Raw genomic sequence first — 25,282 nt, forward strand, 5'->3', positions numbered from 1 at the left:
CATGTCGCGCGGCCCGACGTTGCGACCCCCAGGGAATGGATGGGCGAGCCTCATGAAAGGCAAGGCATGAAGCATATAACGATAAGTGCAGTGGCGTTCCTCCTGGTCTTGGCCGGCCCGGCTCTGGGTCAGGTGACGACGCAGGAACAGATGCCCAATGGCAACGTCCGGACGACGTCGCGCGTCGACACACCCGGCGGAACCGCGGCCACGCGGACGGTCGATCGCCCCGACGGCTCGCGCACGGTCGTGCGCAGAACCACAGATACGATGGGCAATAGCCGCGTGGTCCGCCACGATTCGCGCGACGGGCCCGGGACGCGCCGGGTCTGCAGCAAGCGGTGGCATGACGGGCATCGCGTGACGCGTTGTTGGACGCGTCACGGCTGAAGCCTAAGGATGGAGGCTTCTCGCAAGAGGCCTCCAATCGTCTCGTTTACAGGCTCAGGAACAATCCCGCGAGCGCCCCGCTCATCAGGTTGGACAGGCTGCCCGCGGCGAGCGCGCGCATGCCCAGCCGGGCGATCGCCGGGCGTTGGTTGGGGGCGAGGCCACCGGTCACCGCCATCTGGATCGCGATCGAGCTGAAATTGGCGAAGCCGCACAAGGCAAAGGTCACGACGCCGACGGTGCGGGGGCTGAGATCGGTCGCCTGGCCCAGGTCGATGAACGAGACGAATTCGTTGAGCACGATCTTGGTGCCGAACAGGCTGCCCGCGTGGAGCGCCTCGGGCCAGCTCGCGGCGCCGAGCAGGTAGAACACCGGCGCGAAGACGTAGCCGAGCAGCGACTGGAAGGTCACGCCTTCGAGGCCGAACAGCCCGCCCAGCCAGCCGACGAAGCCGTTCGCCAGCGCCACCAGCGCGACGAAGGCCAGCACCATGGCGCCCACCGCAACGGCGAGCTTGACGCCGGTCTGCGCGCCCTGGCTGGCGGCCATGATGACATTGGCCGGGCGCGCTTCGCCATCGTCGTGCAGCGCTGCGGCATCGACGCCGGCGTCGAGATCGAGCCCCGGCGGGTCGGGCATGATCAGCTTGGCCATGAGGATGCCGCCCGGCGCCGACATGAAGGCCGCGGCGACGAGGTAGTCGATGCGGATGCCCATCGAGGCATAGGCCGCGAGGATCGTCCCGGCGACGCCCGCCATGCCCACGGTCATCACGCAGAACAGCTGCGAGGGGGCGAGGCCGGCGAGATAGGGCCGGATCACCAGCGGGCTCTCGCTCTGGCCGACGAAGATGTTCGAGGCGGCGCAGAGGCTCTCGACCTTGGAAATGCCCGTGACTTTCTCCAGCCCGCCGCCGATCCAGCGGATGACGAGCTGCATCACGCCGACGTAGTAGAGGATCGAGATCAGCGCGGCGAAGAAGATGATCACCGGCAGCGCGGAAATGGCGAAGCTGGTGCCGCCGATCTCTGGCTTGGCCAGCGGACCGAACAGGAAGGCGGTGCCGGCATGGGCATAGCCGAGCAGGCTGGCGACGCCGCTCGCTACCCCTTGCAGCGCATAGTTGCCCGGCGGGAAGTACAGTACCAGCGCGGCGAGGCCCACCTGAAGCGCGAAGGCCGCGCCGACCACACGCAGCCGGATCGCCTTGCGGTTCGACGAGAGCGCCACGGCCAGGGTCAGGATCAGCAGGATGCCCAGCAGGCTGTAGGCGATATGCATGGGCGCTTGGTTCCCCCCCGGCGCGGTTATTTACATCCGGACAGGTAACGGCGGCTCGCCAGCGCGCATAGAGGCCTGGCGCGAAATCCGTGGGCAACGCGGTGTCTGCCGGCCGGCGCTTAGTGCAAATCACGGGAGCGACCGCTAGACCCGCGGCGATGCAGGATCGGGCCCAGGACACCGGGGGGCTTATCCCCCGATCGCTATTCGTCTTCGCGCTGCTCTATGGCGGCCTCGCGGTGCTCGCGGGGGTGCTGGGCACCAAGCTCGCTTCGCTGGGGCACTGGCCGTTGCTGGGTGACCTTGCGGTGGAATCGGGCATCTTCGCCTTCCTCCTTCTCGTCGTGATGTCGAGCGCGGTTGCCGAGCTGTTCGGTCAGGGCGTGGCGAACAAGCTGGTCCGTTTCGGCTTCATTCCGCTGATCGTCTCGATGGTGCTGCTGACCCTGGTGATCCACGTGGTGCCGCCGGCGGCGTTCTGGCACGATCAGGACGCCTTCGCCCGCCTGCTCGGCCAGGGAGCACGGATGCAGTTCGCCGGGCTCATTTCCTACGGCACTTCGCAGACGCTCAACGTCGCGCTGTTCTCGCGGATCGCCGGTGGGCAGGGGAAAGCGCTGATGCTGCGCGCCTGGATCGCCTCGATGCTCAGCCAAGTGGTCGACACCGTGATCTTCATCACGATCTCGTTCTACGGCGTGGTCGACCAGACGGGCCAGCCGATGCCGATCGTCAATATCATGGAGGGCCAGATCATCTCGAAGCTGGTGCTATCGACGATCATGGTGCCGCCGTTCATCTATCTGTTCGTCCGGTTGGGGCGCTGGCTCGACCGTCCCCGCTGATCGGGCGCGCTGAAAATACTTCAAATCGCGGCCCAGCGCGGTAAAGCGCGAGGCATGTCGAATCCCCACGATCCCGCGATGCTCGCCAAGGCCGAAACGCTCATCGAGGCGCTGCCCTATCTGCAGCGCTATGCCGGGCGCACTTTCGTCGTGAAATACGGCGGCCACGCCATGGGCGATCCCGAGCTTGCGCGCGATTTTGCCGAGGACGTGGTGCTGCTCAAGGCCATCGGCATCAACCCGGTCGTCGTCCACGGTGGCGGGCCGCAGATCGGCGCGATGCTCAAGAAGCTCGGCGTCGAATCGCAGTTCATCGATGGCCTCCGCGTCACCGACAAGGCGACCGCGCAGGTTGCCGAGATGGTCCTGTCGGGCGCGATCAACAAGGAACTGGTCGCCTGGATCAGTGCTGCCGGCGGCAAGGCCATCGGCATCTCGGGCAAGGACGGCAACATGGTGACCGCGAGCAAGGTCACCCGAACAAAGAAAGACCCCGAAAGCAACATCGAGCAGGTCGTCGATCTCGGCTTCGTCGGCGAGCCCGAGACGGTCGATACCTCGGTGATCGAGACGCTTTCGAACGCGGGCATGATCCCGGTGATCGCGCCGATCGCGGCGGGCACCGATGGCGAGACCTACAACATCAACGCCGACACCATGGCCGGTGCGGTCGCCGCGGCGATCGGCGCGGCACGGCTGTTCCTGCTGACCGACGTGACCGGCGTGCTCGACAAGGACAAGAACCTGCTGACCCAGCTGACCCCGGCCGACATTGACCGGCTGAGCGCGGACGGCACGATCCAGGGCGGCATGATCCCCAAGCTCGAGACCTGCGTCCATGCGGTGCTGGCGGGCTGCGAGGCGGCCGTCGTGCTCGACGGGCGGGTACCGCACGCGATGCTGCTCGAATTCTTCACCTCGCGCGGCGCGGGCACGTTGATCAAGGCCGGCTAGGGGCGAGGGTTGCGCGCGGCCTTCGACAAGCTCAGGCTGAGCGGATGTCGCCAGATACCCCAGGTCCGCTCAATTCCCGAGACCCGCTCACGCTGAGCTCGTCGAAGCGCACGCGCAACGCCGGCGTCGCTGCGCTCGTCCTTTTGACTTTGGCGACCGGATGTAACCGGGAGAAGCCCGAGCCCGCGCCTAGTGAAGCGGCGGTCGTCCCGTCCGCCGCCGCCACGCCTGCGCCCGCACCGATCGCGAGACCGAGCGCGGTCGCGTCCAAGGCTCCGCCGCCCCTCGATACCGGCGCGCTCAACGATCGAGAGGACCCCGACAGCCTGCTCCGCTATTACGCCGCCGCGCTCGGCGCGCGCGACTGGGCGGCGGCGGCGAAGGCCTGGGGTGAGGGCAGCGGGGTGACGGCGAAAACGCTGAAGGAGTCCTACGACCGGGCGGAGGCGCCGCAGCTCACCGTCGGCAAGGGCATCAGCGAAGGCGCGGCGGGCTCACTCTATTACGAGGTCCCGGCGATGCTGCGCTTCGGCTCGGGCCTGTCCGAACATGGCAGTCTGGTCCTGCGGCGGGTCAACGACGTCGATGGCGCCACGGCGGAGCAACTGCGCTGGCACATCGAACGCAGCACGATTGGGCAGGGGCAGTAGGGCTGCAGCAGCACTCTTCCCGATCCGGCCTCGCTCGGCTATCAGCGCTCGACCTTGACCGCTGAAAGGCACGGCCTTGCTGTTCTTCACGCTCTACGAAATCGTTTCCTACCTCATCAACATCATCGTCATCGTCGTGATCGTCCAGTTCGTGATGAGCCTGCTCATCTCGTTCAACGTGGTGAACATGCACAACGATTTCGTCGCGGCCATCTGGCGCGCGGTGAACGCGATCCTCGAGCCCGTCTTGGCGCCGATCCGCAAGATCATGCCCAATACCGGGGCGGTGGACCTTTCGCCTATGGTGTTGATCATCGGGCTCACCATCATCCAGATCATCCTCAAGAACCTGGCATTCGCAGCACTATGACCCAAGCTTCCATCATCGACGGCAAGGCCTTCGCCGAGGGCCTGCGCGGCCGCGTCGCCACTTTCGCCGCCTCGTTCGAGGCCGCCGCGGGCCGCAAGGCGGGCCTGGCCGTGGTACTCGTCGGAGAGGATCCGGCGAGCCAGGTCTATGTCCGCTCGAAGGGCAAGCAGACCGTCGCCAGCGGCATGGCGAGCTTCGAGCACAAGCTGCCCGAGGACACGACGCAGGAAGTGCTGCTGGCGCTGGTCGACCGGCTCAACGCCGATGCCGCGGTCGACGGCATCCTCGTCCAGCTTCCGCTGCCCAAGCAGCTCGACGAACAGGAAGTGGTGGACCGGATCGATCCCAGCAAGGACGTCGACGGGCTGACTCCGATCAGCACGGGTCGGCTCGCGCTGGGCCAGCCCGGCCTCGTGCCTTGCACGCCGCTGGGCTCGCTGATGCTGCTCAAGGACCGGCTGGGCAACCTCTCGGGGCTGAACGCGGTCGTCATCGGCCGCTCGATCCTCGTCGGCAAGCCGATGGCGCAGTTGCTGCTGGGTGAGAACTGCACGGTGACGATCGCGCACAGCCGCACCAAGGACCTGCCTGAAGTCGTGCGCCGCGCCGACATCGTCGTTGCGGCGGTCGGCCGCGCCGAGATGGTCAAGGCCGACTGGATCAAGCGGGGCGCAACTGTGATCGACGTGGGCATCAATCGCCTGCCGCCCGCGGAAGGCGCCGAGAAGGGCCGTCTCGTCGGCGATGTCGACTTCGCCGATGTCAGCGCGGTTGCCGGCGCGATCACGCCGGTGCCGGGTGGTGTGGGGCCGATGACCATCGCCGTCTTGCTGCGCAACACCATCGTTGCCGCGCACCGCAATGCCGGGATAGCACTCGCGGCGGACGCGATTTGAAGCGTTTCCTCGCCTGCCTGGCGCTGCTCGCTCTCGCGAGTGGAGCCCAGGCGCAGGAGCGGCGTCCGGAAGGCGGCATGCGGGGTGGGCCGGGAAGCTCGCGCTTCAGCTACGCCAATCCCAGCGCGGCCATCGCCGCCGAGATTGCCTTCGCCCAGCTCGCCCGCGACAAGGGCCAGTGGACTGCCTTCGCCGCAACCGCGGCGGATGATGCGGTGATGTTCACGCCGGCCCTGACGCTCGCCCATCCCTGGCTCAAGGGCCGCGCCAATCCGCCTTTACCGTTGACCTGGCAGCCGCACGAGGTCTGGTCGAGCTGCGACGGCTCGCTGATGGTCACGACGGGCGCCTGGCAGCGGAACGACAAGCACGGCTGGTTCACCACCGTCTGGCAGCGTCAGGAGAAGGGCGGCTACAAATGGGTCTTCGACCACGGCGACGAGACCAAGGATCCCATCGCCGCGCCCGACATGATCGGCGCCCACGTCGCCACCTGTCCCGAGCGTCACGCCGGCCCGCGTCCGGGAGGGCAGGCGCACAAGCCGGGCAAGCCGCCGAAGCAGGCGAAAGCGCCGCCCGCTCCGTTCGATCCGACTAAACGCGAAGGCAAGTCGACCGACGGCAGCCTGACCTGGCGCGTCACCGCCGACGCGGCCGGCACGCACGATTTCACCGCGCAGATGCAGGTCGAAGGGCAGATGCAGGAAATCCGCAACGAGCACGTTGCCGGCGGCTGACGTGATCGACCTTTTCGTCTCCGCCTTCGTCACGCTGTTCGTCGTCATCGACCCGCCGGGCTGCGCGCCGATCTTCGCCGGGCTGACCAGCAGTGCGCCGCTTCCCGCGGCACGGCGCATGGCGATCCGCGCCTGCATCATTGCGGCGCTGATCCTGTTCGTCTTCGCGCTGTTCGGCGAGAATCTGCTCGGCGCGCTGCATATCGAACTCAACAGCTTCCGCATCGCCGGCGGCATCATGCTGTTCCTCATCGCCATCGACATGGTCTTCGAGAAGCGGACCGAGCGCCGCGAGAAGCGCGCCGAGGAAATTCTCACGGCCGAGGAAGTGGACGACGTCTCGGTCTTCCCGCTGGCCATACCGATGATTGCCGGCCCCGGCTCGATCGCCACGATCATGCTGCTGATGGCGCGCGCCGAAGGGACCGAGGCGACGCTGGTGATCCTCGCGGCGCTCGCCGCGGTGATGGTGCTTTGCCTGCTCGCGCTGCTCGCCGCGGGTCCGCTCATGCGACTGGTCGGCGCGAAGGCCGAAGCGGTGGTCACACGGCTCCTGGGTGTCCTCCTGGCTGCCCTGGCGGCGCAGTACGTGATCGACGGTCTGCGAGCCGTGATGGCCGGCTAGAGCCTACTGCAGCGTCACTCCGTCGTCGTCGTCGCTGTCGCGCCGGCCGAAGAACTGCATCAGCTGGATCAACAACTCGCACCGCGTCCCGATCCCGTCGGCTTCGAGCAGTGCCTGCTTGGCCGCCGCGTCGAACGGGGCGATCTGGCAGACGCCGTTGATCAGCGACATGTCGTCGAGCCGCGACACCGAATCCCAGTCGACCCGATAGCCCTGCGCATCGGCAAAGCGGCGCGCCTCGCGCTCGAAGCTGGCGCGCTCGATCGCGGCAAGCGCCTCGTCCTCGTTCTCGGGCAGAAGTTCGGCCTCGATCTGACGGAAGGGCGTGGTCACGTCGAGTTCGCGCAGCACGCGGAAGCGCGCCTCGCCTTCGAGGACCACATTGAAGCGGCCGTCGTCGAGCGCCTGGACGTCGCCGATGCGGCCGAGGCAGCCGACCTGGAACAGTGGCGCGCCTTCGTGCTCACGCTGCGGCTGGATCATGCCGATGCGCCGGTCACGCGCCAGCGCATCGCTGATCATCGCGCGGTAGCGCGGCTCGAAGATGTGCAGCGGCAGATGAAGGCCGGGATAGAGGATCGCGCCCGTAAGCGGGAAGATGGTGATCCTCGTTTTTCCCTCACCCACGATCCGGGCCTAACCGAACAGGACGGTTGAAAGCCGCCGGCGCGTCGCGGAGACCCAGGGATCCTCGAGCCCGATGGCATCGAACATCTGCAGCAGCTTGGCGCGCGCCGCGCCCTCGTTCCATTCGCGGTCGGCGGCGATCATCCGCAGCAGCGTGTCGGCGGCGGCATCGCGGTCACCCGCTGCGAAGGCGGCAGTGGCGAAAGCGAGCTGGGCCTCCATGTCGGCCGGGCGTTCGACCGCGGCAGCGCGCAGCGCGGCGATCTGGCCTTCATCGGGCTTGTACTTGGCGAGATCGACGGCGGCGCGCGCGCGATCGATCAAAGGGTCCTTGGCAAGCTCTGGCTCAAGCGAGGCGAGCAGCTCTGCGGCCTCCTCGACGCGATCAGACAGGGTCAGCGCGCGGATCAGTCCGCCGATCGCCTGGGCATTGTTCGGTGCCATGTCGACAATCTGGGCGAATACGTTTGCCGCGCGATCCCCATCGCCGCCAGCAAGCACTTCCTCACCCATGGCGAGCAGCGGGGCGAGATCGGGTGCGGCTTCGCCGCCGGGCTGGACCGGCAGCTTGGCAAGCAATTGATCGAGAAGCGCCTTCAATTGCGATTCGCTACGCGCCTGGGTCAGGTCCGCCACCGGCTGGCCCTGGAACATGGCATAGACGGTCGGGATGGACTTGATCTGGAATTGGTCGGCGATGAAGCGCTCTTCGTCGACGTTGACCTTGGCGAGAACGACGCCTTTGTCGGCATATTCCGCAGCGACCTTTTCCAGCGTCGGGGTCAGAGCCTTGCAGGGCCCGCACCATTCGGCCCAGAAATCGAGGATGACGAGGCTCGTCATCGACGGCTCCGCCACCTCCTTGCGGAAACGATCTACGGCTTTCTGCTCTTCGATATTGAGGCCGAGGCTTGCCAAGGCGGGTTCTCCACTGGGTACGATCTGCGCCAATGTGGGCTTTTCGCCGCGTTTGTGAAGGGCGAAAGCGCGCGGGAGGCGTGCACGGCACAAGCCTTCGCACTTCTTGCACTTTCCCCCTTGCGGCCTGCGAAACCCGCTGCTAGTGGCGCGCCTCACCCCGGCCCGCCGCCACCCAGTGGCAGCAGGCTGAGACGTTCGAGCGGGCGTAGCTCAGGGGTAGAGCACAACCTTGCCAAGGTTGGGGTCGAGGGTTCGAATCCCTTCGCCCGCTCCAAGTTCATCAAAAATCGCAGAAAACCGCCAAAAACCGTCGCCAAGACGGTCGCGGTCGAGCGTTGTCCCCACAAAGCGTCTACACAATGATGCCCGTGATGATGGGTTAAGTGTCGAGTTATCCTCGATAAATCATCATGCTGGCGTCTACACAAACCGTCTACACAAGCGACCGTCCGGGCTTTGCTTGAAGCGGGCCGTCTACCATTACCGGAGACGCGTCCCGACCGATCTGGTGAAGGTCTTGGGCCAGCGCGAAATCTGGCGGACGCTCGATACAGACAGCTTCACAGTTGCGCTTCGACGGCTTCACCGTGCCGCCGCGATGGTTGAGAGCCAGTTCGAGCGAGCGAGGGCTGATCTTGGCCGATCATGCGATCCGACGCTCTCGGCACCGTTGGCAGACGGTCCCGCCCCGCAGTTTGTGGCTTCACTCCCTTCGCCGTCATTTCCGACGACAAGCGTGCCAGCAATGATCCAGACCCGTTCGATTGGCGAGGTCTACGACATGTTCATTGCCGACCCCCGGCACGCATGGACCAAGCGCACCTCGATCGCCCATGGGACTACGCGCAAATGGGTGCTCGAAGCATTCGGCGCTGACACAGCAATCGGCGGAATCACGCGCGAAGGATGTCGCGAGTTCGTCGATCTATTGCGCAGGATGCCAACTCATGCCGACAAGCGGTTTCCCGACCTGCCGTTTCGCGATGTCATCGCGGCGGCGGCTGCCCGTGGCGAGAGACGGTTCATCAGCCCAGCGAACCTGAACGCTTACATCAACCGCTTCGGTGGCGTGATGCATTGGGCGATCGATGAGGGCTACATCGACCGCAACCCGCTCAAGGGCCTCAAGCTCCGCGACCCTGTGAAGCGCCGGGACAAACGAAAGCCATTTTCCATCGAGCAGTTGCGGCGCATTTTCGCAGCGCCGATTTTCACGGGGTGCAAGGACGACGAGCGCGGATTCTCGGTGGCTGGTCCTGCAAGACCTCGCCGCGCTCGCTTCTGGGCTCCCCTGATTGCATTGTTCAGCGGCCTTCGGATGAACGAGATTTGCCAGCTTGAGGTGAGCGACATCGTGAAGATCGATGGAATCGCCTGCTTCAAGGTCGCGACCGGTCTCAACGCGGCAGGGCAGCAGAAGCGGGTCAAGACCGCCGCGAGCGAGCGGCTTGTCCCTATTCACGATGAGCTTGCCCGGTTCGGCTTCCTCGCATTCGTCGAGGCCCAGCGCATTGCTGGCGAGCCAAATCTATTTCCGGACCTGCCTCTGGGTCATTTGGGATACCGTTCGACCGCACTGTCAAAATGGTTCTCGCGGTTCCTCGTGACGGCCAAGGCAGACGCACCGCTGACCTGCTACCACTCATTCCGCCACAACTTTCGGGACGGATTGCGCGAAGCGAAAGTTGACCGCGAGCGCTCCCTGATCCTCGGCGGTTGGACCACTGACGGCAAGTCCTCGGCAATCGCCGACAACTACGGCAGCGGATACCCAGCCAAGGTGCTCGCCGAAGCACTGAACTCAGTTCGTTTTCCGCTGCTCAACCTCGACCACCTGTCGGTGGCAGTCGAGCACCGTGAGCCAGCATGATGATTTATCGAGGATAACTCGACACTTAACCCATCATCACGGGCATCATTGTGTAGACGCTTTGTGGGGACAACGCTCGACCGCGACCGTCTTGGCGACGGTTTTTGGCGGTTTTCTGCGATTTTTGATGAACTTGGAGCGGGCGAAGGGAACGCGTCCGGGCTGCTGATGATCGGCAGATCATGAAGCCCACCATCGGCTGTCGCTACGCACTGCTCGATGGTCCCGGGCGATGATTCCGGATCATTGGTGGCCATGGCTTCGTGGCAGCCTTGATCGATCATCGTGCCACCGTGGGTCTGACGATCTGGCTCGGGAGCATGATGTCGAACTCGGCGTAGCCTTCCTCGATCTCATCGGTTCGGACCACGCGTGCGGTCATGTCGGATGGGTCGATCATGCGGATTGCCCAGTGCGGATCGCGTGCAAGGCGGCACACCTCGATCTTGATGGGCTCGTGATCCTCCACGCGGATCGTCAATGCGACGGTATCGGTGATGACCATCAGACGGGGCTGCGCTTCGGTCGGGGAAGGCTCTCTCATAGCCCGATGGCCCGACACAGCGGACAGGTGGTCGGGGCGTCGTCGTCATAGGACTCGATGCCATCTCTCTCCAAGTCGGCTTCGAAGGCCCGCAAGGCATCTTGATCGGTCAAGAAGTCCTCGGTCCACATGATTGCGGTTCCGGCCTGATTGACGATCTTGAGCGTCCATCGGGGCTCGGCCATGTCACGGTAAATCTGGACTTCGACGCTCCTGTCATCGCGCCTGACCGTGCGGGAGAGCGGCGATGTCTCGGTAATCTGGGAGGGCTCTTTCATCAACGGATGCTCTCACGGATCGGTGAGGCGTCAACCAATGTCTTTGCGGCGGTCGAAGCCCATGCCCTTCATCCGACTTGAGTAGCCCGGCAGATCACGAGCATGGCGGTTCATCGACGCCCCGAGGATCGTGGTGCAGGTCGGGATGTAGGGCGGTTCCTCTGGCTTCGGCTTTGGTGTCCGGAGCAGGGTCAGGAACGCGATTACGGCATAGGCGACACTGGCGATCGCAGCCATCACGGTGGCCGCCGCGCCGATGATGGCGAGGGCAGTATTGAGGTCGGTCATCTTGATCTCCTTGGGGTTGATGACTTTCCCTGCCTGCTCGATGGCGTCACATCACGGGCGAACTGGCTGCACCGCCGAGAACCAAGCCCAGATTTTTCGGGTCGATCTCGTCGCCCCGAACGCAAAAAGGGCGGCTCTCGGAGCCGCCCTTTCCGTTGACCTGACGCTGGATCAGTCGAGTTCGAAGTAGATGCGCAGCGAGCGGAAGGTCGTTGGCGTCACGGCATACTGCCCTTCGCCTTCGCCGACCTCTTCCCAGTTGTCCCACGCGAACAGGAAGGCATTGTCGTCGCCCGTGATCGTGCGAGTGCGCTGGGTCACGCGGCCTTGGAAGTGGCCGATCTTCTCGATGCCGATGGCAGTGAGCAGTTTGGCTTGGATAACCGGCCCGTGTTCGGCGAAGACCTTGAGCCCAGCGATGGTCTTGTCCGAGCAGCCCGCCATGAACTCCTCGATCTGGCCGGGCGTCAGATCGACGACCGACTCGAAGTCTTCCTCTGTGAAGCCCGTGGGCAACTGGCCCGGGTTCGCCTTGGGCTTCGAAGTTAGAACGGCGAGGATTTCCGCTCGCGTCGAGGGCGAGAACGAGGTAAAGTCTTCCTTGGTAAGAACGATCATCATGGTAGCCTCCATAGGTCAGTTTTGCCATTTGAGGGGTCAGATGGCCGTCTGACCCCTCAACTCCAAAAACTGGACCCTTGAAGTTCACCTGTCAACTGCAAAATTTGACCGGTCAGATTATTTTTTGACAGGTCAGATTCTGCTGTCAGTTTACCCAGCCAACGCCCGGTAGACCGACGCCCGACCGATTCCGAGTTCCCGGGCGATCTGGGACGCTCCCAAGCCAGTCTGGCGAAGCTCCTGCACTCTGCTGACATCGACGCTCGGCTTACGCCCCCGGTAGCGTCCTTCGGCCTTGGCCTTCTCGATCCCTTCGGCCTGACGCTCTCGGCGGATGTCGTTCTCGAACTGGGCGACCGCACCAAGCACGGCGAGCATCAAGCGGCCCGTCGATGTGTCGGTATCGACGCCCGACTGGTTCAGGCATCGGAACGCCACGCCCTTGGTCGTCAGCTTCTCGACGATCTGGTGAAGGTCACCGACACTACGGGCCAGACGGTCGAGCCGGGTGACGATCAGCGTGTCACCTCCCTCACGAAGTCGATGGCTTGGCCAAGTTGCTCGCGATCACCTGCCGAGCGTCCCGACATCTTCTCGCTGAACAGCTTCTCGCACCCCGCCTCGGTCAGTGCTTCGATCTGGATGTCGAGGCTCTGCCCCGCTGAACTGTGCGGCTTTGCGCATCGCGGGCGGTGTTCGTGCGGGCCTATCCCCGCGAGACGCAGGAGATGGTGTTCGACGCCCACGCGCGGGCGTTCGCCTTCTTCGGCGGCGTGCCGACGCGGGGCATCTACGACAACATGAAGACCGCGGTCACGACGGTGTTCACGGGCAAGGAGCGGGTCTTCAACCGCCGGTTCCTGATCATGGCCGACCACTACATGATCGAGCCCACCGCCTGCTCGCCAGCGGCGGGTTGGGAGAAGGGCCAGGTCGAGCACCAGGTGCAGACGATGCGCGGCCGGTTCTTCCAGCCCCGATTACGCTTTGCGAGCCTGGAGGAACTGAACGGGTGGCTTGAGGCCGAGTGCCGCCGCTGGGCGGCGCTGCATCCCCATCCCGATCAGCGCGAGCTGACGATCGCCGAGGCATGGGACGCCGAGCGCCCGGCGCTCCAGGCGATGCTGGCGCCGTTCGACGGCTTCCACGAGACGCCGCACGCGGTAACCGGCACCTGCCTGATCAGCTTCGACCGCAATCGCTACTCGGTCATGGCCAAGGCGGCCCGGCGTGCGGTGCAGGTTCGCGCCTATGCCGACCGGATCGTGGTCCGCCTCGACGACGAGGTGGTCGCCGAGCATCCCCGCTTCTTCGGCCGCGATCGGATGATCCTCGATCCCTGGCACTACCTGCCGGTGCTGGCCAAGAAGCCGGGCGCCTTAAGGAACGGGGCACCGTTCCAGGACTGGGATCTCCCGCCAGCACTGGCCCGGCTCAGGCGCAAGCTGGGAACGGGCGATGAAGCCGACCGCCGGTTCGTGCGCGTGCTCTCTGCCGTGCTCACCGACGGGCTCGAAGCGGTCGAGGCCGCGATCCGCGAGGCGCTCGCCGCCGGCGCTGCCAGCGACGATGTGATCCTCAACATCCTGGCACGACGGCGCGAGCCGCCCCGATCACTGACCATCGCGACGTCCGAAGCGTTGGCGCTCAGCCACCCGCCGACCGCGGACTGTGCTCGATACGACCTGCTGCGAGGCGCCCGTGCAGCGGCATGAGATGATCGCCGCGATGAGCGGCCTGGGCCTCAAGGGCATGGCCAGCGCCTTCGACGAGGCGGTCACCACGGGCATGCAGCGCAAGCGCACCGCCATGGAGATCCTCACCGACCTGCTGCGCGCTGAGGCTGCTCACCGCCACGCGGCATCGATCCGCTATCGCATGACTGCGGCCCGGCTGCCGACGGTGAAGGACATCGATGCGTTCGTGTTCGAAGGCACACCGATCAACGAGCAGCTGGTACGCTCGCTGCATGCCGGCTCGTTCCTGCCCGGACAGCGCAACATCGTCCTGGTCGGCGGCACCGGGACCGGGAAGACCCACCTCGCGGTTGCGATCACTGCCAGCGTCGTGCGTGCCGGCGCCCGCGGCCGCTACTTCAACACCGTGGATCTGGTGAACCGGCTCGAGGAGGAGAGCCGCCTCGGCAAGGCAGGCGCGCTTGCGGCCCAGCTCTCGCGCCTTGACCTCGTCGTGCTCGATGAGCTCGGCTACCTGCCGTTCGCCCGCTCGGGCGGCCAGCTGCTGTTCCACCTCGTCAGCAAGCTCTACGAGCGCACCTCGGTGATCATCACGACGAACCTGGCGTTCGGGGAATGGCCGACCGTGTTCGGCGATCCCAAGATGACGGCCGCGCTGCTCGACCGCATCACGCATCACTGCGACATCGTCGAGACCGGCAACGACAGCTGGCGCCTCAGAAACCGGAGCTAAAACCCTCCCCCCGGACCCCCCACCCGGCGGTTGACCCGGTGGGTCCACAGGAACCTCCCACGGCCGTCACCGCCAGCGCTTTAGGAGGCGCGCGGCGACGGCCGCGGGTCCCTCCTATGGACTACCGGGACAACCGCCCTGCAAACCGCAAAGGGGGGGCCCTTTTGCACGCCGATATGGGGTCCCGGTTCAACGCCTATTTACAGCCGAAGGACGCTACCGGGGGGCGTAAGCCGAGCGTCGATGTCAGCAGAGTGCAGGAGCTTCGCCAGACTGGCTTGGGAGCGTCCCAGATCGCCCGGGAACTCGGAATCGGTCGGGCGTCGGTCTACCGGGCGTTGGCTGGGTAAACTGACAGCAGAATCTGACCTGTCAAAAAATAATCTGACCGGTCAAATTTTGCAGTTGACAGGTGAACTTCAAGGGTCCAGTTTTTGGAGTTGAGGGGTCAGACGGCCATCTGACCCCTCAAATGGCAAAACTGACCTATGGAGGCTACCATGATGATCGTTCTTACCAAGGAAGACTTTACCTCGTTCTCGCCCTCGACGCGAGCGGAAATCCTCGCCGTTCTAACTTCGAAGCCCAAGGCGAACCCGGGCCAGTTGCCCACGGGCTTCACAGAGGAAGACTTCGAGTCGGTCGTCGATCTGACGCCCGGCCAGATCGAGGAGTTCATGGCGGGCTGCTCGGACAAGACCATCGCTGGGCTCAAGGTCTTCGCCGAACACGGGCCGGTTATCCAAGCCAAACTGCTCACTGCCATCGGCATCGAGAAGATCGGCCACTTCCAAGGCCGCGTGACCCAGCGCACTCGCACGATCACGGGCGACGACAATGCCTTCCTGTTCGCGTGGGACAACTGGGAAGAGGTCGGCGAAGGCGAAGGGCAGTATGCCGTGACGCCAACGACCTTCCGCTCGCTGCGCATCTACTTCGAACTCGACTGATCCAGCGTCAGGTCAACGGAAAGGGCGGCTCCGAGAGCCGCCCTTTTTGCGTTCGGGGCGACGAGATCGACCCGAAAAATCTGGGCTTGGTTCTCGGCGGTGCAGCCAGTTCGCCCGTGATGTGACGCCATCGAGCAGGCAGGGAAAGTCATCAACCCCAAGGAGATCAAGATGACCGACCTCAATACTGCCCTCGCCATCATCGGCGCGGCGGCCACCGTGATGGCTGCGATCGCCAGTGTCGCCTATGCCGTAATCGCGTTCCTGACCCTGCTCCGGACACCAAAGCCGAAGCCAGAGGAACCGCCCTACATCCCGACCTGCACCACGATCCTCGGGGCGTCGATGAACCGCCATGCTCGTGATCTGCCGGGCTACTCAAGTCGGATGAAGGGCATGGGCTTCGACCGCCGCAAAGACATTGGTTGACGCCTCACCGATCCGTGAGAGCATCCGTTGATGAAAGAGCCCTCCCAGATTACCGAGACATCGCCGCTCTCCCGCACGGTCAGGCGCGATGACAGGAGCGTCGAAGTCCAGATTTACCGTGACATGGCCGAGCCCCGATGGACGCTCAAGATCGTCAATCAGGCCGGAACCGCAATCATGTGGGCCGAGGACTTCTTGACCGATCAAGATGCCTTGCGGGCCTTCGAAGCCGACTTGGAGAGAGATGGCATCGAGTCCTATGACGACGACGCCCCGACCACCTGTCCGCTGTGTCGGGCCATCGGGCTATGAGAGAGCCTTCCCCGACCGAAGCGCAGCCCCGTCTGATGGTCATCACCGATACCGTCGCATTGACGATCCGCGTGGAGGATCACGAGCCCATCAAGATCGAGGTGTGCCGCCTTGCACGCGATCCGCACTGGGCAATCCGCATGATCGACCCATCCGACATGACCGCACGCGTGGTCCGAACCGATGAGATCGAGGAAGGCTACGCCGAGTTCGACATCATGCTCCCGAGCCAGATCGTCAGACCCACGGTGGCACGATGATCGATCAAGGCTGCCACGAAGCCATGGCCACCAATGATCCGGAATCATCGCCCGGGACCATCGAGCAGTGCGTAGCGACAGCCGATGGTGGGCTTCATGATCTGCCGATCATCAGCAGCCCGGACGCGTTCCCTTCGCCCGCTCCAGTCTTCACACATTCACGTGGACAGACGCTTCCCGGTTGCAAGGCTAGGGTCGCCCGGCTGCGACTGCCGCCGCTGCAGCATGGATGGGAAACTCACGGGCGCGACGGCAGTCGTCACCGCTGTGGCCGAGAAGGGTTAACACACCTAAATCATTGGAAAAATACAATCGGGGTTGCAGATGCGTTACGGCTCTGCTTCCGACGACTTGGCAACCTGCGCTCCGATGAATCCTTCAGGATCAGTCATTTGGCCTTAGGAAAACCCAAGTAAAACAAGTGATTTTAACAGGCGATTTCGGAATCAAATGCTTGGGGGAGCCTATTTCAAATTATTGACGCGGTGTAGTGATTTTTACAGGATATATTCTACCGATCATACTGAGTTAACCTCTTGGCGAAAAGAATGCGTTTTCTGCTGTTCAGGCTTTCTTTTGAGACGGTCCACAATAATGCAAGATCATGACACTTGCGGATATTCCTGCAGTGCGGTCACGTCGCGTCTCAACTTACCAGTTTGTAACTTGCATTGGGCATTGCCAATGCCTTGCCGCGACCTGGGGGGAGTATAACGGGCCATCCACTGAGTCTTTACAGATAGAACAGGTCGCGAGGCTTGGGGTCGCCGCTGGACATCCGGCAATCACCCTTTGCTGCCGACGGGGCGATCCACCCGTCGGCAAAGGAGCCTGACGATGACGTACAAACTCAATATGATGGCCGTGGCATTGAGCTGTTCGCTCGCTGCTTTCTCGGCTCCAGCTCTCGCTGTCGATGTGGTCGACGGTTTCACGCTCGACTCTGGAAGCTTCGGCACTGGCTTTGGCGTGCATTCAGACGGCACGCAGACCGGGCCGACGCTCAACGCGCATGTCAATATTGACGGCTCGGCAGTGACGTTCGGCTCGACCGGTGGGCTGACCATGACGGGCGGCGGCGAAGCCACGGTTTATCCCGATGGCGGTGTAATCGATGACCTGACCGTCGACTTCGCCAAGAGCTGGAACAAAATCACTTTCAGTTTCGACGGCGAGGAGGATGGCATCTTCACGCTGCTGGTGAACGGCGCGTCTCTTTTCGACGGCTGCTTGCTCTGCACGCTCGATTCGAGTGGTCAGAATAAGTTCATTCTGACCGGAAGCGGGATCAACAGTCTCGCCTTTACCTTCGATCCCGGAATCCTCACCGCGAAGCAGTTCCGGGTCGACGGGGTGACCGATGCAGTCCCCGAGCCCGCGACCTGGGGCCTGATGATCCTAGGAATCGGCGTGGCGGGTGCCGCGATGCGCCGCCGGCAAAGGCAGCGCATCCGGTATCATCTCGCCTGAAGCGGTTCAGGGTCCTGCTTGGCGGGAAGGGGGGTGCCTTGGCATCCCCTTTTCCGGTGGACAGATGCGTGCGGTTGAAATGCCGTGGGGGCTGCCTACATCCGTCTTAGCCGGTGCAGGCTAACGGTTCCCCCTTCCGCAGCCGCACCGCGCCGAGTGGGGTGGCTGCAGACACCTCGCCATTTTTTCGTGACGATAGAGCCAGCGGAGCGGCCGGGCATTGCACCAGCCGCTCCGCTTCTCGTTTCCTTTAGCGGCCGAGCTGGCTGCCGAGGATCAGGCCGATCGCGCCGGTGGCGATCGCGGCCATGATGATGTCGCCGTTGGTGTCGCGGTAATAGCGATAGCCGGCGCGCGGCGGCGGCAGGTCATAGCGGCGCCAGTCGTTCACGTAGTAACGGCTGTTGTTCCAATAGGTGAAGCGCTGGCCTTCGCGCCAACGGCCACGATAGCCGTTGTAGCCGTAGCGGCCGCCATAGCTGTTCCAGCGATACTGCTGGCGACGGTTGTCGTGGCGGTCGTACTGGTCGCGGCGGCCGTCATGATTGCGATCACGGTTCCATTCGCGGCGGTCCGAACGGCCATCGCGGTCACTGTCTCGGTTCTGTGCCACGGCGGGGACCGCGGTCACCACGCTGGCGATGGCAACAAGCCCCGCCATAGCGCCTGAAAAGATCTTGTTCATACCAGCTCCTTGCATTGCGCCGTTTTCGGCGTTTTCAGCGGGAGAACTAACGGCCCGGTAGCGCGCTTTGTTCCCCACAGCGCTTATGGTTGTGCCCCATCGGTCCTGATCGCCACGTGAACGCTTCTGTCCACTACTGTACAGGAATTCCATGCAAAAAGGCCGTCAGGTTGCCCGGACGGCCTTCGTGTGTCGGCAGTTGTGAAAAGCTCAGCTGACGACGCGGCCGCCGTTCACGCCGATCGTCTGGCCGGTGACGTAGCTCGATTCCTCGAGGCACAGCCAGGCGCAGGCATTGGCGATGTCGTTGGGCTCGCCCATGCGGCGCACGGGCAGGGTCTGGAGCAGGACCTCGGTCGGGATCTGGAAGCGGTCGCGGTTGGCTTCGGACATGATCGTGCCCATGACCGAGCCCGGCGGGATGTTGTTCACGGTGATCCCGTGGGGGCCGAATTCCTGCGCCATCGAGCGCGTCATCGTCACCACCGCGCCCTTCGACGAGGAATAGGGGATCATGTTGATCGCGCCGGTCTGCGCCGACGAGGACGAGATGTTGACGATGCGGCCCCACTTGGCGGCCTTCATGTCGGGCAGCACTTCCTGGGTCATCAGGAACGGCCCCCGCACGTTTACCGCATAGATGAAGTCCCAGCGGTCCTCGGTCAGTTCCTCGAACGGCGTGAAATCGGTGACGCCGGCGTTGTTCACCAGGATCGTGATCGGGCCGAAAGCTTCTCGCAGCTTCTCGATCGCGGCCTTGACCGGCGCACGCAGCGAGACGTCGGCGCCCAGCGCGATCGCCTTGCCGCCGGCCGCCTTGATCGCGTCGACGGTCTCGGCGCAGCGCGCTTCGTCGAGGTCGAGCACGCCGATGGCGATGCCGTCTTTGGCCAGCCGCTTGGCGCAGGCCGCGCCGATGCCGGCCGCCGCGCCGGTGACGAGGGCTACTCGGTAGGTCATGATTCGTCTCTCCCGGATCAGGTGTTCGCTGCACCATTAGCGAGAATGTTGCCGCCGGTAACCCAGCTTGCCTGAGGGCTTGCGAGGAAGGCGACGACCGCGGCGATTTCGTCGGCAGTGCCGATGCGCTTGAACGGCGAGGCATTGGCGAAGAACTCGGTGTACTGCGGCGAGGCGTCGATCATGCCGGGGCTGGTGGCCCCCGGGATTACCGTGTTGACCGTGATCCCACGCGCGCCGAGTTCGCGTGCCCAGCTTTCGGTGAAGCTCTCGATGGCCTTCTTGGCGGCCGAATAGAGTCCGGCGCCGGCGAGCGGATATTTCGCTACCGAGGAGCTGAAATTGATTATGCGGCCGTTGTCCTGAAGGCGCTTGGCCGCCTCGCTGGCGATGTAGAGCGGGCCGAAGACGTTGATGCCGAAGATATAATCGATGTCTTCGTCTGTCACTTCGGCAAGCGCACCGCTGCCGCTGACGCCCGAATTGTTGACGACGATGTCGAGCCGACCGGGGTTGCGGTCGATCTCAGCGAACATCGCCTTCACTTCGGCGCGCTGGGCGATATCGGCTTGGTAGGCGATGGCCTTGCCGCCCTTGGCTTCGATCTCGGCGACGGTCTGCTCGGCGCCGGCCTTGCTATGCGCGTAGTGGGCAACGATCGAGGCGCCGTCCTCGGCGAGGCGCAGCGCGATCTCGCGTCCGATCCCGCGCCCGGCTCCGGTGACGAGCGCGACTTTTCCTGTGAGCGGCTTGTCGGTCATCGTTCTCTCCTCAACCCTCGCCGGCGACGAATTCCATGAACTCGTTGTAGGCCTGCTGCGATCCCGCGCAGGTGATCTTGTCGTCGCCGCCTTCGTTCTCGGCGAAACGGCGGATCGTCTTGCCGACGCGGGGGCTGTCCCAACCGCAGTCGCATTTGCCGTCCCAGTGCACGGTCACCTCGTCGCCCGAAGTGAAGCCGCCCCAGTAGGACAGCGGCACTAGGTCGACGAGCACAAGCCGGCCCTTCTGTACGCCTTCGCGCGGCAGGGCCTCGCCCTCGGCGCCCATCAGTAGCGGCACCGAATAGGGCGGCAGGTGGAAGAAGCCCGCCGCGCAGAGCGGGGCGTTGCCGATGCATTCGGAGAAGCCGTACTGGTTGCCCATGCGGTCGATGTTGAAGAACTGCTTGATCTGGTCTTCCCAGTCCTCGGGCGCGTCCTTGTAACCCTTCATGCCGCCGCCACCCATGATGATCGAGCCGGGCGCGAAGTTGCAGCGCACGCCGCGGTCGAGCCCGGCGCGGGCGACGCGGTACATGTCGGCGAACGTGCCGCCGATCTTCACCTGCTGGCCGTCGAAGCGCTCGATCATGCGGCCGAACCAGGCATCGAGGTCGCCGTCGCGCGCGCGGCCCTGGGCGAGCATCTGCTGGCGCTGTTCGAGCAGTGCCGGATCGAGGCCCAGGCTGGCGACTTCGCCCTTGTCCTCGGCAGACTGCAGCCGGCCCGACAGCGCCATCAGGTCGGCCGGGATGTGGGTGTCGTAGAGCGTGTGATAGTTCGCCTCGCCGCCCGCCATCTCGACGTTGAACAGGCTCATCATCTTGAGCATCGTCTGGTAGCCGCCGCGGTAGCCCGGGAAGAAGGTGGGCAGCTTGGTCTCCCAGGCGTTCACCCCGCTGGCGGCGTAGTTGACGTTGTAGAAGTGGAACTTCCACGGCCCGAACTCGTCGTAGGACCGCGGTACGAAGCTGAGCTTGCCGGTGGTACCGCTGGAGTAGGTGACGAGCATGCCGAACTTCTCGAGCCGCCCCAGCCATTCCTCGATCGTCTTTAGGCCGGTCAGGTCCACCTGCGTGAGGTCGTGCGCGGTCAGCTTGTCGAGCCAGCCGGTGAGTTTGGCGAAGTCGCGGTTCTCGATGATCTGGATCGGATAGTTCTTGAGCACGCGGTGGTCGAAGCTGACCGGGAGCAGGTCCTCGATCCGGTCGATCGTGTCCACGCCCTGGCGATCGGCCAACTTTTTCAGCGCAGGAATGCGGTCGCGCAGGCGGCGGAACATGATCCGCGCCGCTTCCAGCTGCAGCTTCTCGCGCTCCTCGCGCGGGATCGCCATGAGTTCGTCCCACGAGCGGTAGGTCCAGGCAGCCGGATTGTCGGGCAGGAGGCTGATCGCCATCGGGGTTCCTCTCTCGCTTTCTGTGCTTGCTGATCACTTTGTTAGCGGGCGGGGTGAGCGAGGTCAATCGAAGGACGGCACTCTTTAAGATTACTTGGCTCGGATTTGCGCCGAGGCCGCGTTCAGGCGGGAGACGATCTCGGTCATTAGGCCCGAAGCCTCCGTGCCCTCCCGGCTCGCGCAGTTCGTCGGAAGGAGGAAAGAGCCCCAATTGGACTTGTTGAGGAAATTGATCCCGGCGAGGCTGGGCTTCGCCTTGTCCGGCATGCAGCCGCGCGGATAGGCCTCGCCGGCATAGCCGCGGACCGGATCGTCGGGGCCGAGCGCCATCGGGCGCAGCAGCGCTGCCTGTTTGCGCAGGGCTTCGAACTCGCTCTGCGGCAGCGCGAAGCTCTGGCGTCGCTCGGCAAGGTCGGCAGCACTTTCCTCGGTCGGCTCGTCGGCGCGCTCGGGCGTGTCGAGATATTCGACGGTGCCGCCGGGCGTGATCGACCAGGAATGGAAACGCCACATGCCGTCGGCCAGGCGGACCCGCTGCCAGACGGTGATCGTGTCGCCGGCCAGCGCGTAGATGCCGGGCGCAGCTGCATCGCCGACGAGACTGCGGGTTGGCGGTATGGGCTGCTTGCAGCCGCAGAGAGCGAGGGCGACCGAGAGGGCAAGAAAACGCGGACTCATGCGCGTTCTCTTGGCATCGGCCGGGGCCTGTCCGCAAATGCAGTGGGCGGGTTTTCCCGCGGTATCAGCCCAGGATGCGCTCGACGAAGCCGACGACTTCCTCGAAGGTCTCCGCTGCGCCGGTCAGGTCCAGGCTGCGGATCACGGCGACGTGCTCCATGCCGTCGATCGCGCTCAGCCTGGAACTGACGCCGGCGGCGGTGAGCTTTTCGTGGAACAGTAGCGAATCGTCGTAGAGCACCTCGCCCTTGCCGACGCTGACCAGCGTCGGCGGGTAGGCCGCGATCTGTGCGAGCAGCGGCGAGGCGAGGGGATGCTCCGGGTCGAAGCCCTGGAGGTATAGTTCCGCGGCGACGTCGGCCGATTCCTTAGAGAACATCGGATCGCTGGCGGCATTGCCGGCATAGCAGGGCGACGAGACGCGCAGGTCGAGCCAGGCCGACAGGAGCACGAGCCCGTCGATCCGCGGTCCGCCGCGCGCGGCCGTCAGCACGCCGAGGCCCGCCGCAAGTCCGCCGCCTGCCGAATCGCCGCCGACGATCAGCCGCGCGTCGCCGATTTCCGCACGGAGCGCGGTCAGCGCGGTCAGCGCGTCGGTGAGGCCCGCGGGGAAGGGACCCTCGGGCGCGAGGCGGTATTGCGGCACCACCACCTCGACGCCGCAGCGCGCTGCGAGCGCCTCGGCAAACAGGCTTTCGAACTCGGGCTGGCCGATGCGAAAGCCGCCGCCGTGGAGCATGAGGACATAGCCGCGCGGCGGGCCGTCGGGTGCGAACCGCAAGGTGCGCAGGCCACCCATGGTCGTTTCGAGCGGCGGCCTCGCCGTCTTCCACGCGCCGGCGTCGACTGCCGCCTGCATCTGTCCGCGCCGCTCGGCAAGGTCCGCCGGGGCCGGGCGGCCCGGCCGCAGCGGTGGAAGGTCTATGTTCATGAATCCGCTCCCGATTATCCTTTGATGGAAACCGAAAGCCTATTCTGCCGCCTGCTGCAAGGCGATCGATGCTTCGAGACTGCCGGCGACGCGCTTCGCGCCCATCGCCTTCAGTTCGGGGATCACATAGTCGCCCAGCAGCGTGATGCATTCGAGCACGGCGTCCTGCGGCAGGTAGCCGAAATTGACGTAGCACAGCACTTGGTCGACCCCCGCGTCCTCGTACTTGAGGAACTTCTTGAGGCATTCCTCGGGGGTGCCGATGATGACCATGTCCTCACGGTCGAAGTGGTCCATGTCGAAGCCGCCTTCGGCCTGCTTCTTGAGCAGGGGGAAGGCCTTCTCCTGCACTTCGGGCGGCATATGCGCGAGTTCCCACTTGAGCGTGAACTCGGCGACCGAGGCGTACCACCACCAAACCGATTCCCAGAGGCGATTGGTCTCGAGCTTGGCGCGCGATTCGGTGCAATGGACCAGCGTATAGACGCCGACCTTGTTGGTATGGATCGAGGTCACCGGCACGGCGCGGGTCTGCTCTTCGCGATAGGCGCGGATCAGTTCGGCCAGCTTGTCGAGCGGCTGCATGATCGAGAAGCACAGCAGGCCCAGCCCGTTGGCGCCGGCCATGCGGATCGTCTCTTCGGACGAAGCCGCCATCCAGCAGGGCGGGTGCGGAAACTGGTAAGGCTTGGGCGTGACCATGCGCTTGGGGAAGTCGAGATATTCCGAGTGTTCCTCGTAATATTCCTCGGCCCACATGCCGGTCACCGTCTTCGCCGCGGCGAGCATCTTCTTCTTGGAATTGGCCACGTCGACCTTGAAGGCGATCTGCTCCATGGGCGTCGAGCGGCCCATGCCCCATTCGACCCGGCCGCGCGACAACAGGTCTACGGTGGCGACCTTCTCGGCGACGCGTGCCGGATGGATGAATTCGTGCGGCATCAGCGCGACGCCGAAGCCGAGGCGGATGTTCTCGGTGATCTGCGATAGCGCCCCCAGCACCACGTCGTTGCAGGGCATGTGGCTGCGGCCCTCGCGGAAATGGTGCTCGACCAGCCAGGCGGTGTGGAAGCCCTTCTTGTCGGCCAGCGCGACCTGTTCGACGCAGTTCTTGTAGGCCATGCGCTCGGCCGTGCGCTGGCCCCAGGGATGTTCGCCCGCCCAGGGCTGTGGCGCTTCGAATTCGTAGAGTAGACCCAGTTCCATTCGCCGCTCCCGCCTTAGTTGGTTTCGCCCATCTGCTTGCGCGTCAGCCGCCGCCCGCCGCAGAACTTGGTGCTCAGCGTGCTGTCGACGGCGATGTTCTGCCCCGATACGCCCGAGGCGAGATCGCTGAGCAGGAAGGCGATCGTATTGGCGAGCTGCACGGGCTCGGTGAAGATCACCGTGTCGCTGGGATCGCGGCTGGCCTTGGCGCGCTCCGACATCGTCGTCGCCTTGTCGATCACACGCGCACTCATCACCGCGCCCGGCGAGACCGAATTCGCGCGGATGCCGAACTCGTGCCACTCGTTGGCCATGGTCCGGGTCAGCGCGATGATGCCCGATTTGGCGGCGCCGTAAGGCCCGTGCCAGGGCGCGGCGTCCTTGGCGCTGACCGAGCCGATATTGACGATCGCGCCCGAACGGCCGGTGCGGATCCATTCGGCGGCAGCGTCGCGGCAGAGATAGAAGACATAGGCAAAGTTGAGCTGCAGCGTCTTCCAGAAGCTTTCGCCCGGGGTTTCCTCGAGCGGCATCCATTCCTCGCCGCGGGTGCCCCCGGCCACGCAGACGAGCCCGTCGATCGGCCCGAATTCAGCGAGCACGCGCGGGATGACCTGCTCGCATTGGGCCACGTCGAAGAGATCGGCGGTCATCGTATGGATCGTGCCGCCGAGCGCCCGCACCTCGTCGGCGATGTCGGCGGCGTAGCTCTCGTCGCGGTCGAGGGCGATCACGGTACCGCCGGCCTTGGCCACCTGCCGGCAGGTCGCGCCGCCCATGCCCCCCTTGTGGATGCCCACGACAAGGATGGTCTTTCCCGTGAAGTCGAGTGCCAGAGTCATCGGCTCGCTCCTTTCCCAAATCCCGTTCCCGGGGGTGCGCCGGCGCCCTTTGCGGGCGTCCGGCGCGGTAT

General features: G+C 64.6%; 32 protein-coding genes, 1 tRNA gene and 3 pseudogenes. 19 read left to right on the forward strand and 17 right to left on the reverse strand.

What is annotated here, in order from left to right; genetic code table 11:
- Positions 1–66 precede the first annotated feature (66 nt).
- Complete coding sequence (locus KRR38_RS22970) at positions 67–390, forward strand: hypothetical protein (protein ID WP_217405804.1); 324 nt, start codon at positions 67–69, stop codon at positions 388–390.
- A gap of 46 nt (positions 391–436) precedes the next feature.
- Here KRR38_RS22970 and KRR38_RS22975 read toward each other — a convergent pair whose 3' ends face one another.
- Positions 437–1,672 (reverse strand): NupC/NupG family nucleoside CNT transporter, encoded by a 1,236-nt coding sequence (locus KRR38_RS22975; RefSeq protein ID WP_217405805.1) that lies wholly within the window; start codon positions 1,670–1,672, stop codon positions 437–439.
- A gap of 158 nt (positions 1,673–1,830) precedes the next feature.
- Between KRR38_RS22975 and KRR38_RS22980 the strand changes: the two genes are divergently transcribed.
- The 7 genes from KRR38_RS22980 (at position 1,831) to KRR38_RS23010 (ending at position 6,749) form a co-directional block, all read left to right on the forward strand.
- On the forward strand, positions 1,831–2,517 hold the full coding sequence (locus tag KRR38_RS22980) for a queuosine precursor transporter (protein WP_217405806.1): 687 nt from the start codon (positions 1,831–1,833) through the stop codon (positions 2,515–2,517).
- Between the two features lie 54 nt (positions 2,518–2,571).
- Positions 2,572–3,471 (forward strand): acetylglutamate kinase, encoded by a 900-nt coding sequence (gene argB / locus KRR38_RS22985; protein ID WP_217405807.1) that lies wholly within the window; start codon positions 2,572–2,574, stop codon positions 3,469–3,471.
- 44 nt (positions 3,472–3,515) lie between these two features.
- Positions 3,516–4,121, forward strand: coding sequence for a hypothetical protein (locus KRR38_RS22990; protein WP_254514941.1), 606 nt, complete (start codon positions 3,516–3,518; stop codon positions 4,119–4,121).
- A 76-nt stretch (positions 4,122–4,197) separates the two neighbouring features.
- Complete coding sequence (locus tag KRR38_RS22995; protein WP_217405808.1) at positions 4,198–4,491, forward strand: YggT family protein; 294 nt, start codon at positions 4,198–4,200, stop codon at positions 4,489–4,491.
- Positions 4,488–5,387, forward strand: a complete 900-nt coding sequence (gene folD / locus KRR38_RS23000) for a bifunctional methylenetetrahydrofolate dehydrogenase/methenyltetrahydrofolate cyclohydrolase FolD (protein WP_217405809.1) — start codon at positions 4,488–4,490, stop codon at positions 5,385–5,387. Before KRR38_RS22995 ends, folD begins: the two co-directional genes overlap by 4 nt.
- Positions 5,384–6,124: a hypothetical protein gene (locus KRR38_RS23005; protein ID WP_217405810.1), complete on the forward strand. Its 741-nt coding sequence runs from the start codon at positions 5,384–5,386 to the stop codon at positions 6,122–6,124. The genes folD and KRR38_RS23005 overlap by 4 nt, the downstream gene beginning before the upstream one ends.
- Position 6,125: 1 nt before the next feature.
- Positions 6,126–6,749 carry a MarC family protein gene (locus tag KRR38_RS23010; protein ID WP_217405811.1) on the forward strand — a complete coding sequence of 208 codons (624 nt, stop codon included), beginning with the start codon at positions 6,126–6,128 and terminating at the stop codon, positions 6,747–6,749.
- A gap of 3 nt (positions 6,750–6,752) precedes the next feature.
- On the opposite strand, the gene KRR38_RS23015 is transcribed toward KRR38_RS23010, so the two are convergent.
- On the reverse strand, positions 6,753–7,376 hold the full coding sequence (locus tag KRR38_RS23015; RefSeq protein ID WP_217405812.1) for an LON peptidase substrate-binding domain-containing protein: 624 nt from the start codon (positions 7,374–7,376) through the stop codon (positions 6,753–6,755).
- Between the two features lie 9 nt (positions 7,377–7,385).
- Positions 7,386–8,294, reverse strand: coding sequence for a tetratricopeptide repeat protein (locus tag KRR38_RS23020; protein ID WP_217405813.1), 909 nt, complete (start codon positions 8,292–8,294; stop codon positions 7,386–7,388).
- A 202-nt stretch (positions 8,295–8,496) separates the two neighbouring features.
- Between KRR38_RS23020 and KRR38_RS23025 the strand changes: the two genes are divergently transcribed.
- The 3 genes and pseudogenes from KRR38_RS23025 (at position 8,497) to KRR38_RS23030 (ending at position 10,167) form a co-directional block, all read left to right on the forward strand.
- Positions 8,497–8,571, forward strand: a tRNA-Gly gene (locus KRR38_RS23025).
- Between the two features lie 186 nt (positions 8,572–8,757).
- Positions 8,758–8,913: pseudogene (locus KRR38_RS37860) on the forward strand (DUF6538 domain-containing protein); the annotation flags it as partial.
- 129 nt (positions 8,914–9,042) lie between these two features.
- Positions 9,043–10,167 carry a site-specific integrase gene (locus KRR38_RS23030; protein WP_217405814.1) on the forward strand — a complete coding sequence of 375 codons (1,125 nt, stop codon included), beginning with the start codon at positions 9,043–9,045 and terminating at the stop codon, positions 10,165–10,167.
- Between the two features lie 280 nt (positions 10,168–10,447).
- Here KRR38_RS23030 and KRR38_RS23035 read toward each other — a convergent pair whose 3' ends face one another.
- The 6 genes and pseudogenes from KRR38_RS23035 to KRR38_RS37870 all read right to left on the reverse strand — a co-directional run.
- Positions 10,448–10,711 (reverse strand): hypothetical protein, encoded by a 264-nt coding sequence (locus KRR38_RS23035; protein ID WP_217405815.1) that lies wholly within the window; start codon positions 10,709–10,711, stop codon positions 10,448–10,450.
- Positions 10,708–10,992, reverse strand: a complete 285-nt coding sequence (locus KRR38_RS23040) for a hypothetical protein (RefSeq protein ID WP_217405816.1) — start codon at positions 10,990–10,992, stop codon at positions 10,708–10,710. Before KRR38_RS23040 ends, KRR38_RS23035 begins: the two co-directional genes overlap by 4 nt.
- A gap of 27 nt (positions 10,993–11,019) precedes the next feature.
- Complete coding sequence (locus KRR38_RS23045) at positions 11,020–11,277, reverse strand: hypothetical protein (protein WP_217405817.1); 258 nt, start codon at positions 11,275–11,277, stop codon at positions 11,020–11,022.
- A 171-nt stretch (positions 11,278–11,448) separates the two neighbouring features.
- Positions 11,449–11,898 carry a hypothetical protein gene (locus KRR38_RS23050; protein WP_217405818.1) on the reverse strand — a complete coding sequence of 150 codons (450 nt, stop codon included), beginning with the start codon at positions 11,896–11,898 and terminating at the stop codon, positions 11,449–11,451.
- A gap of 150 nt (positions 11,899–12,048) precedes the next feature.
- The gene (locus KRR38_RS37865) at positions 12,049–12,144 is read right to left on the reverse strand and encodes a helix-turn-helix domain-containing protein (RefSeq protein WP_375293468.1); all 96 of its coding nucleotides are present in this window, start codon (positions 12,142–12,144) and stop codon (positions 12,049–12,051) included.
- A gap of 93 nt (positions 12,145–12,237) precedes the next feature.
- A pseudogene (locus tag KRR38_RS37870) lies at positions 12,238–12,644 on the reverse strand (recombinase family protein); the annotation flags it as partial.
- Here KRR38_RS37870 and istA point away from each other — a divergent pair.
- The 8 genes and pseudogenes from istA to KRR38_RS23095 all read left to right on the forward strand — a co-directional run.
- A pseudogene (gene istA, locus KRR38_RS23060) lies at positions 12,567–13,613 on the forward strand (IS21 family transposase); the annotation flags it as partial. The pseudogenes KRR38_RS37870 and istA overlap by 78 nt on opposite strands.
- The gene (istB, locus tag KRR38_RS23065) at positions 13,600–14,328 is read left to right on the forward strand and encodes an IS21-like element helper ATPase IstB (protein ID WP_217401355.1); all 729 of its coding nucleotides are present in this window, start codon (positions 13,600–13,602) and stop codon (positions 14,326–14,328) included. The pseudogene istA and the gene istB, both read left to right, overlap by 14 nt.
- Before the next feature lie 176 nt (positions 14,329–14,504).
- Entirely contained in the window at positions 14,505–14,678 is a 174-nt protein-coding gene (locus tag KRR38_RS36385) for a helix-turn-helix domain-containing protein (protein ID WP_254515647.1), read from the forward strand.
- A gap of 150 nt (positions 14,679–14,828) precedes the next feature.
- The gene (locus KRR38_RS23075; protein ID WP_217405818.1) at positions 14,829–15,278 is read left to right on the forward strand and encodes a hypothetical protein; all 450 of its coding nucleotides are present in this window, start codon (positions 14,829–14,831) and stop codon (positions 15,276–15,278) included.
- Positions 15,279–15,449: 171 nt separating this feature from the next.
- Positions 15,450–15,707 carry a hypothetical protein gene (locus KRR38_RS23080; RefSeq protein WP_217405817.1) on the forward strand — a complete coding sequence of 86 codons (258 nt, stop codon included), beginning with the start codon at positions 15,450–15,452 and terminating at the stop codon, positions 15,705–15,707.
- 27 nt (positions 15,708–15,734) lie between these two features.
- Entirely contained in the window at positions 15,735–16,019 is a 285-nt protein-coding gene (locus KRR38_RS23085) for a hypothetical protein (protein ID WP_217405820.1), read from the forward strand.
- Positions 16,016–16,279, forward strand: a complete 264-nt coding sequence (locus tag KRR38_RS23090; RefSeq protein WP_217405815.1) for a hypothetical protein — start codon at positions 16,016–16,018, stop codon at positions 16,277–16,279. The genes KRR38_RS23085 and KRR38_RS23090 overlap by 4 nt, the downstream gene beginning before the upstream one ends.
- An 855-nt stretch (positions 16,280–17,134) precedes the next feature.
- On the forward strand, positions 17,135–17,749 hold the full coding sequence (locus KRR38_RS23095; protein ID WP_217405821.1) for a PEPxxWA-CTERM sorting domain-containing protein: 615 nt from the start codon (positions 17,135–17,137) through the stop codon (positions 17,747–17,749).
- A gap of 250 nt (positions 17,750–17,999) precedes the next feature.
- Here KRR38_RS23095 and KRR38_RS23100 read toward each other — a convergent pair whose 3' ends face one another.
- From KRR38_RS23100 to KRR38_RS23135, 8 genes are all read right to left on the reverse strand, one after another.
- Positions 18,000–18,434 (reverse strand): RcnB family protein, encoded by a 435-nt coding sequence (locus KRR38_RS23100; RefSeq protein WP_217405822.1) that lies wholly within the window; start codon positions 18,432–18,434, stop codon positions 18,000–18,002.
- Between the two features lie 210 nt (positions 18,435–18,644).
- Positions 18,645–19,394 carry an SDR family NAD(P)-dependent oxidoreductase gene (locus KRR38_RS23105; RefSeq protein WP_217405823.1) on the reverse strand — a complete coding sequence of 250 codons (750 nt, stop codon included), beginning with the start codon at positions 19,392–19,394 and terminating at the stop codon, positions 18,645–18,647.
- Positions 19,395–19,411: 17 nt separating this feature from the next.
- Positions 19,412–20,155 carry an SDR family oxidoreductase gene (locus KRR38_RS23110; protein WP_217405824.1) on the reverse strand — a complete coding sequence of 248 codons (744 nt, stop codon included), beginning with the start codon at positions 20,153–20,155 and terminating at the stop codon, positions 19,412–19,414.
- Positions 20,156–20,165: 10 nt separating this feature from the next.
- Positions 20,166–21,554 carry a hypothetical protein gene (locus tag KRR38_RS23115; RefSeq protein WP_217405825.1) on the reverse strand — a complete coding sequence of 463 codons (1,389 nt, stop codon included), beginning with the start codon at positions 21,552–21,554 and terminating at the stop codon, positions 20,166–20,168.
- A 90-nt stretch (positions 21,555–21,644) separates the two neighbouring features.
- A complete protein-coding gene (locus KRR38_RS23120; RefSeq protein WP_217405826.1) occupies positions 21,645–22,232 on the reverse strand; it encodes a hypothetical protein in 588 nt (195 codons plus the stop codon).
- A gap of 64 nt (positions 22,233–22,296) precedes the next feature.
- Positions 22,297–23,163, reverse strand: coding sequence for an alpha/beta hydrolase fold domain-containing protein (locus KRR38_RS23125; RefSeq protein ID WP_217405827.1), 867 nt, complete (start codon positions 23,161–23,163; stop codon positions 22,297–22,299).
- Positions 23,164–23,202: 39 nt separating this feature from the next.
- Entirely contained in the window at positions 23,203–24,369 is a 1,167-nt protein-coding gene (locus KRR38_RS23130; RefSeq protein WP_217405828.1) for an LLM class flavin-dependent oxidoreductase, read from the reverse strand.
- A 14-nt stretch (positions 24,370–24,383) separates the two neighbouring features.
- Complete coding sequence (locus KRR38_RS23135) at positions 24,384–25,211, reverse strand: SDR family NAD(P)-dependent oxidoreductase (protein ID WP_217405829.1); 828 nt, start codon at positions 25,209–25,211, stop codon at positions 24,384–24,386.
- Positions 25,212–25,282: the final 71 nt, after the last annotated feature.

The organism is Novosphingobium sp. G106 (assembly GCF_019075875.1).
Taxonomy (GTDB): Bacteria; Pseudomonadota; Alphaproteobacteria; order Sphingomonadales; family Sphingomonadaceae; genus Novosphingobium.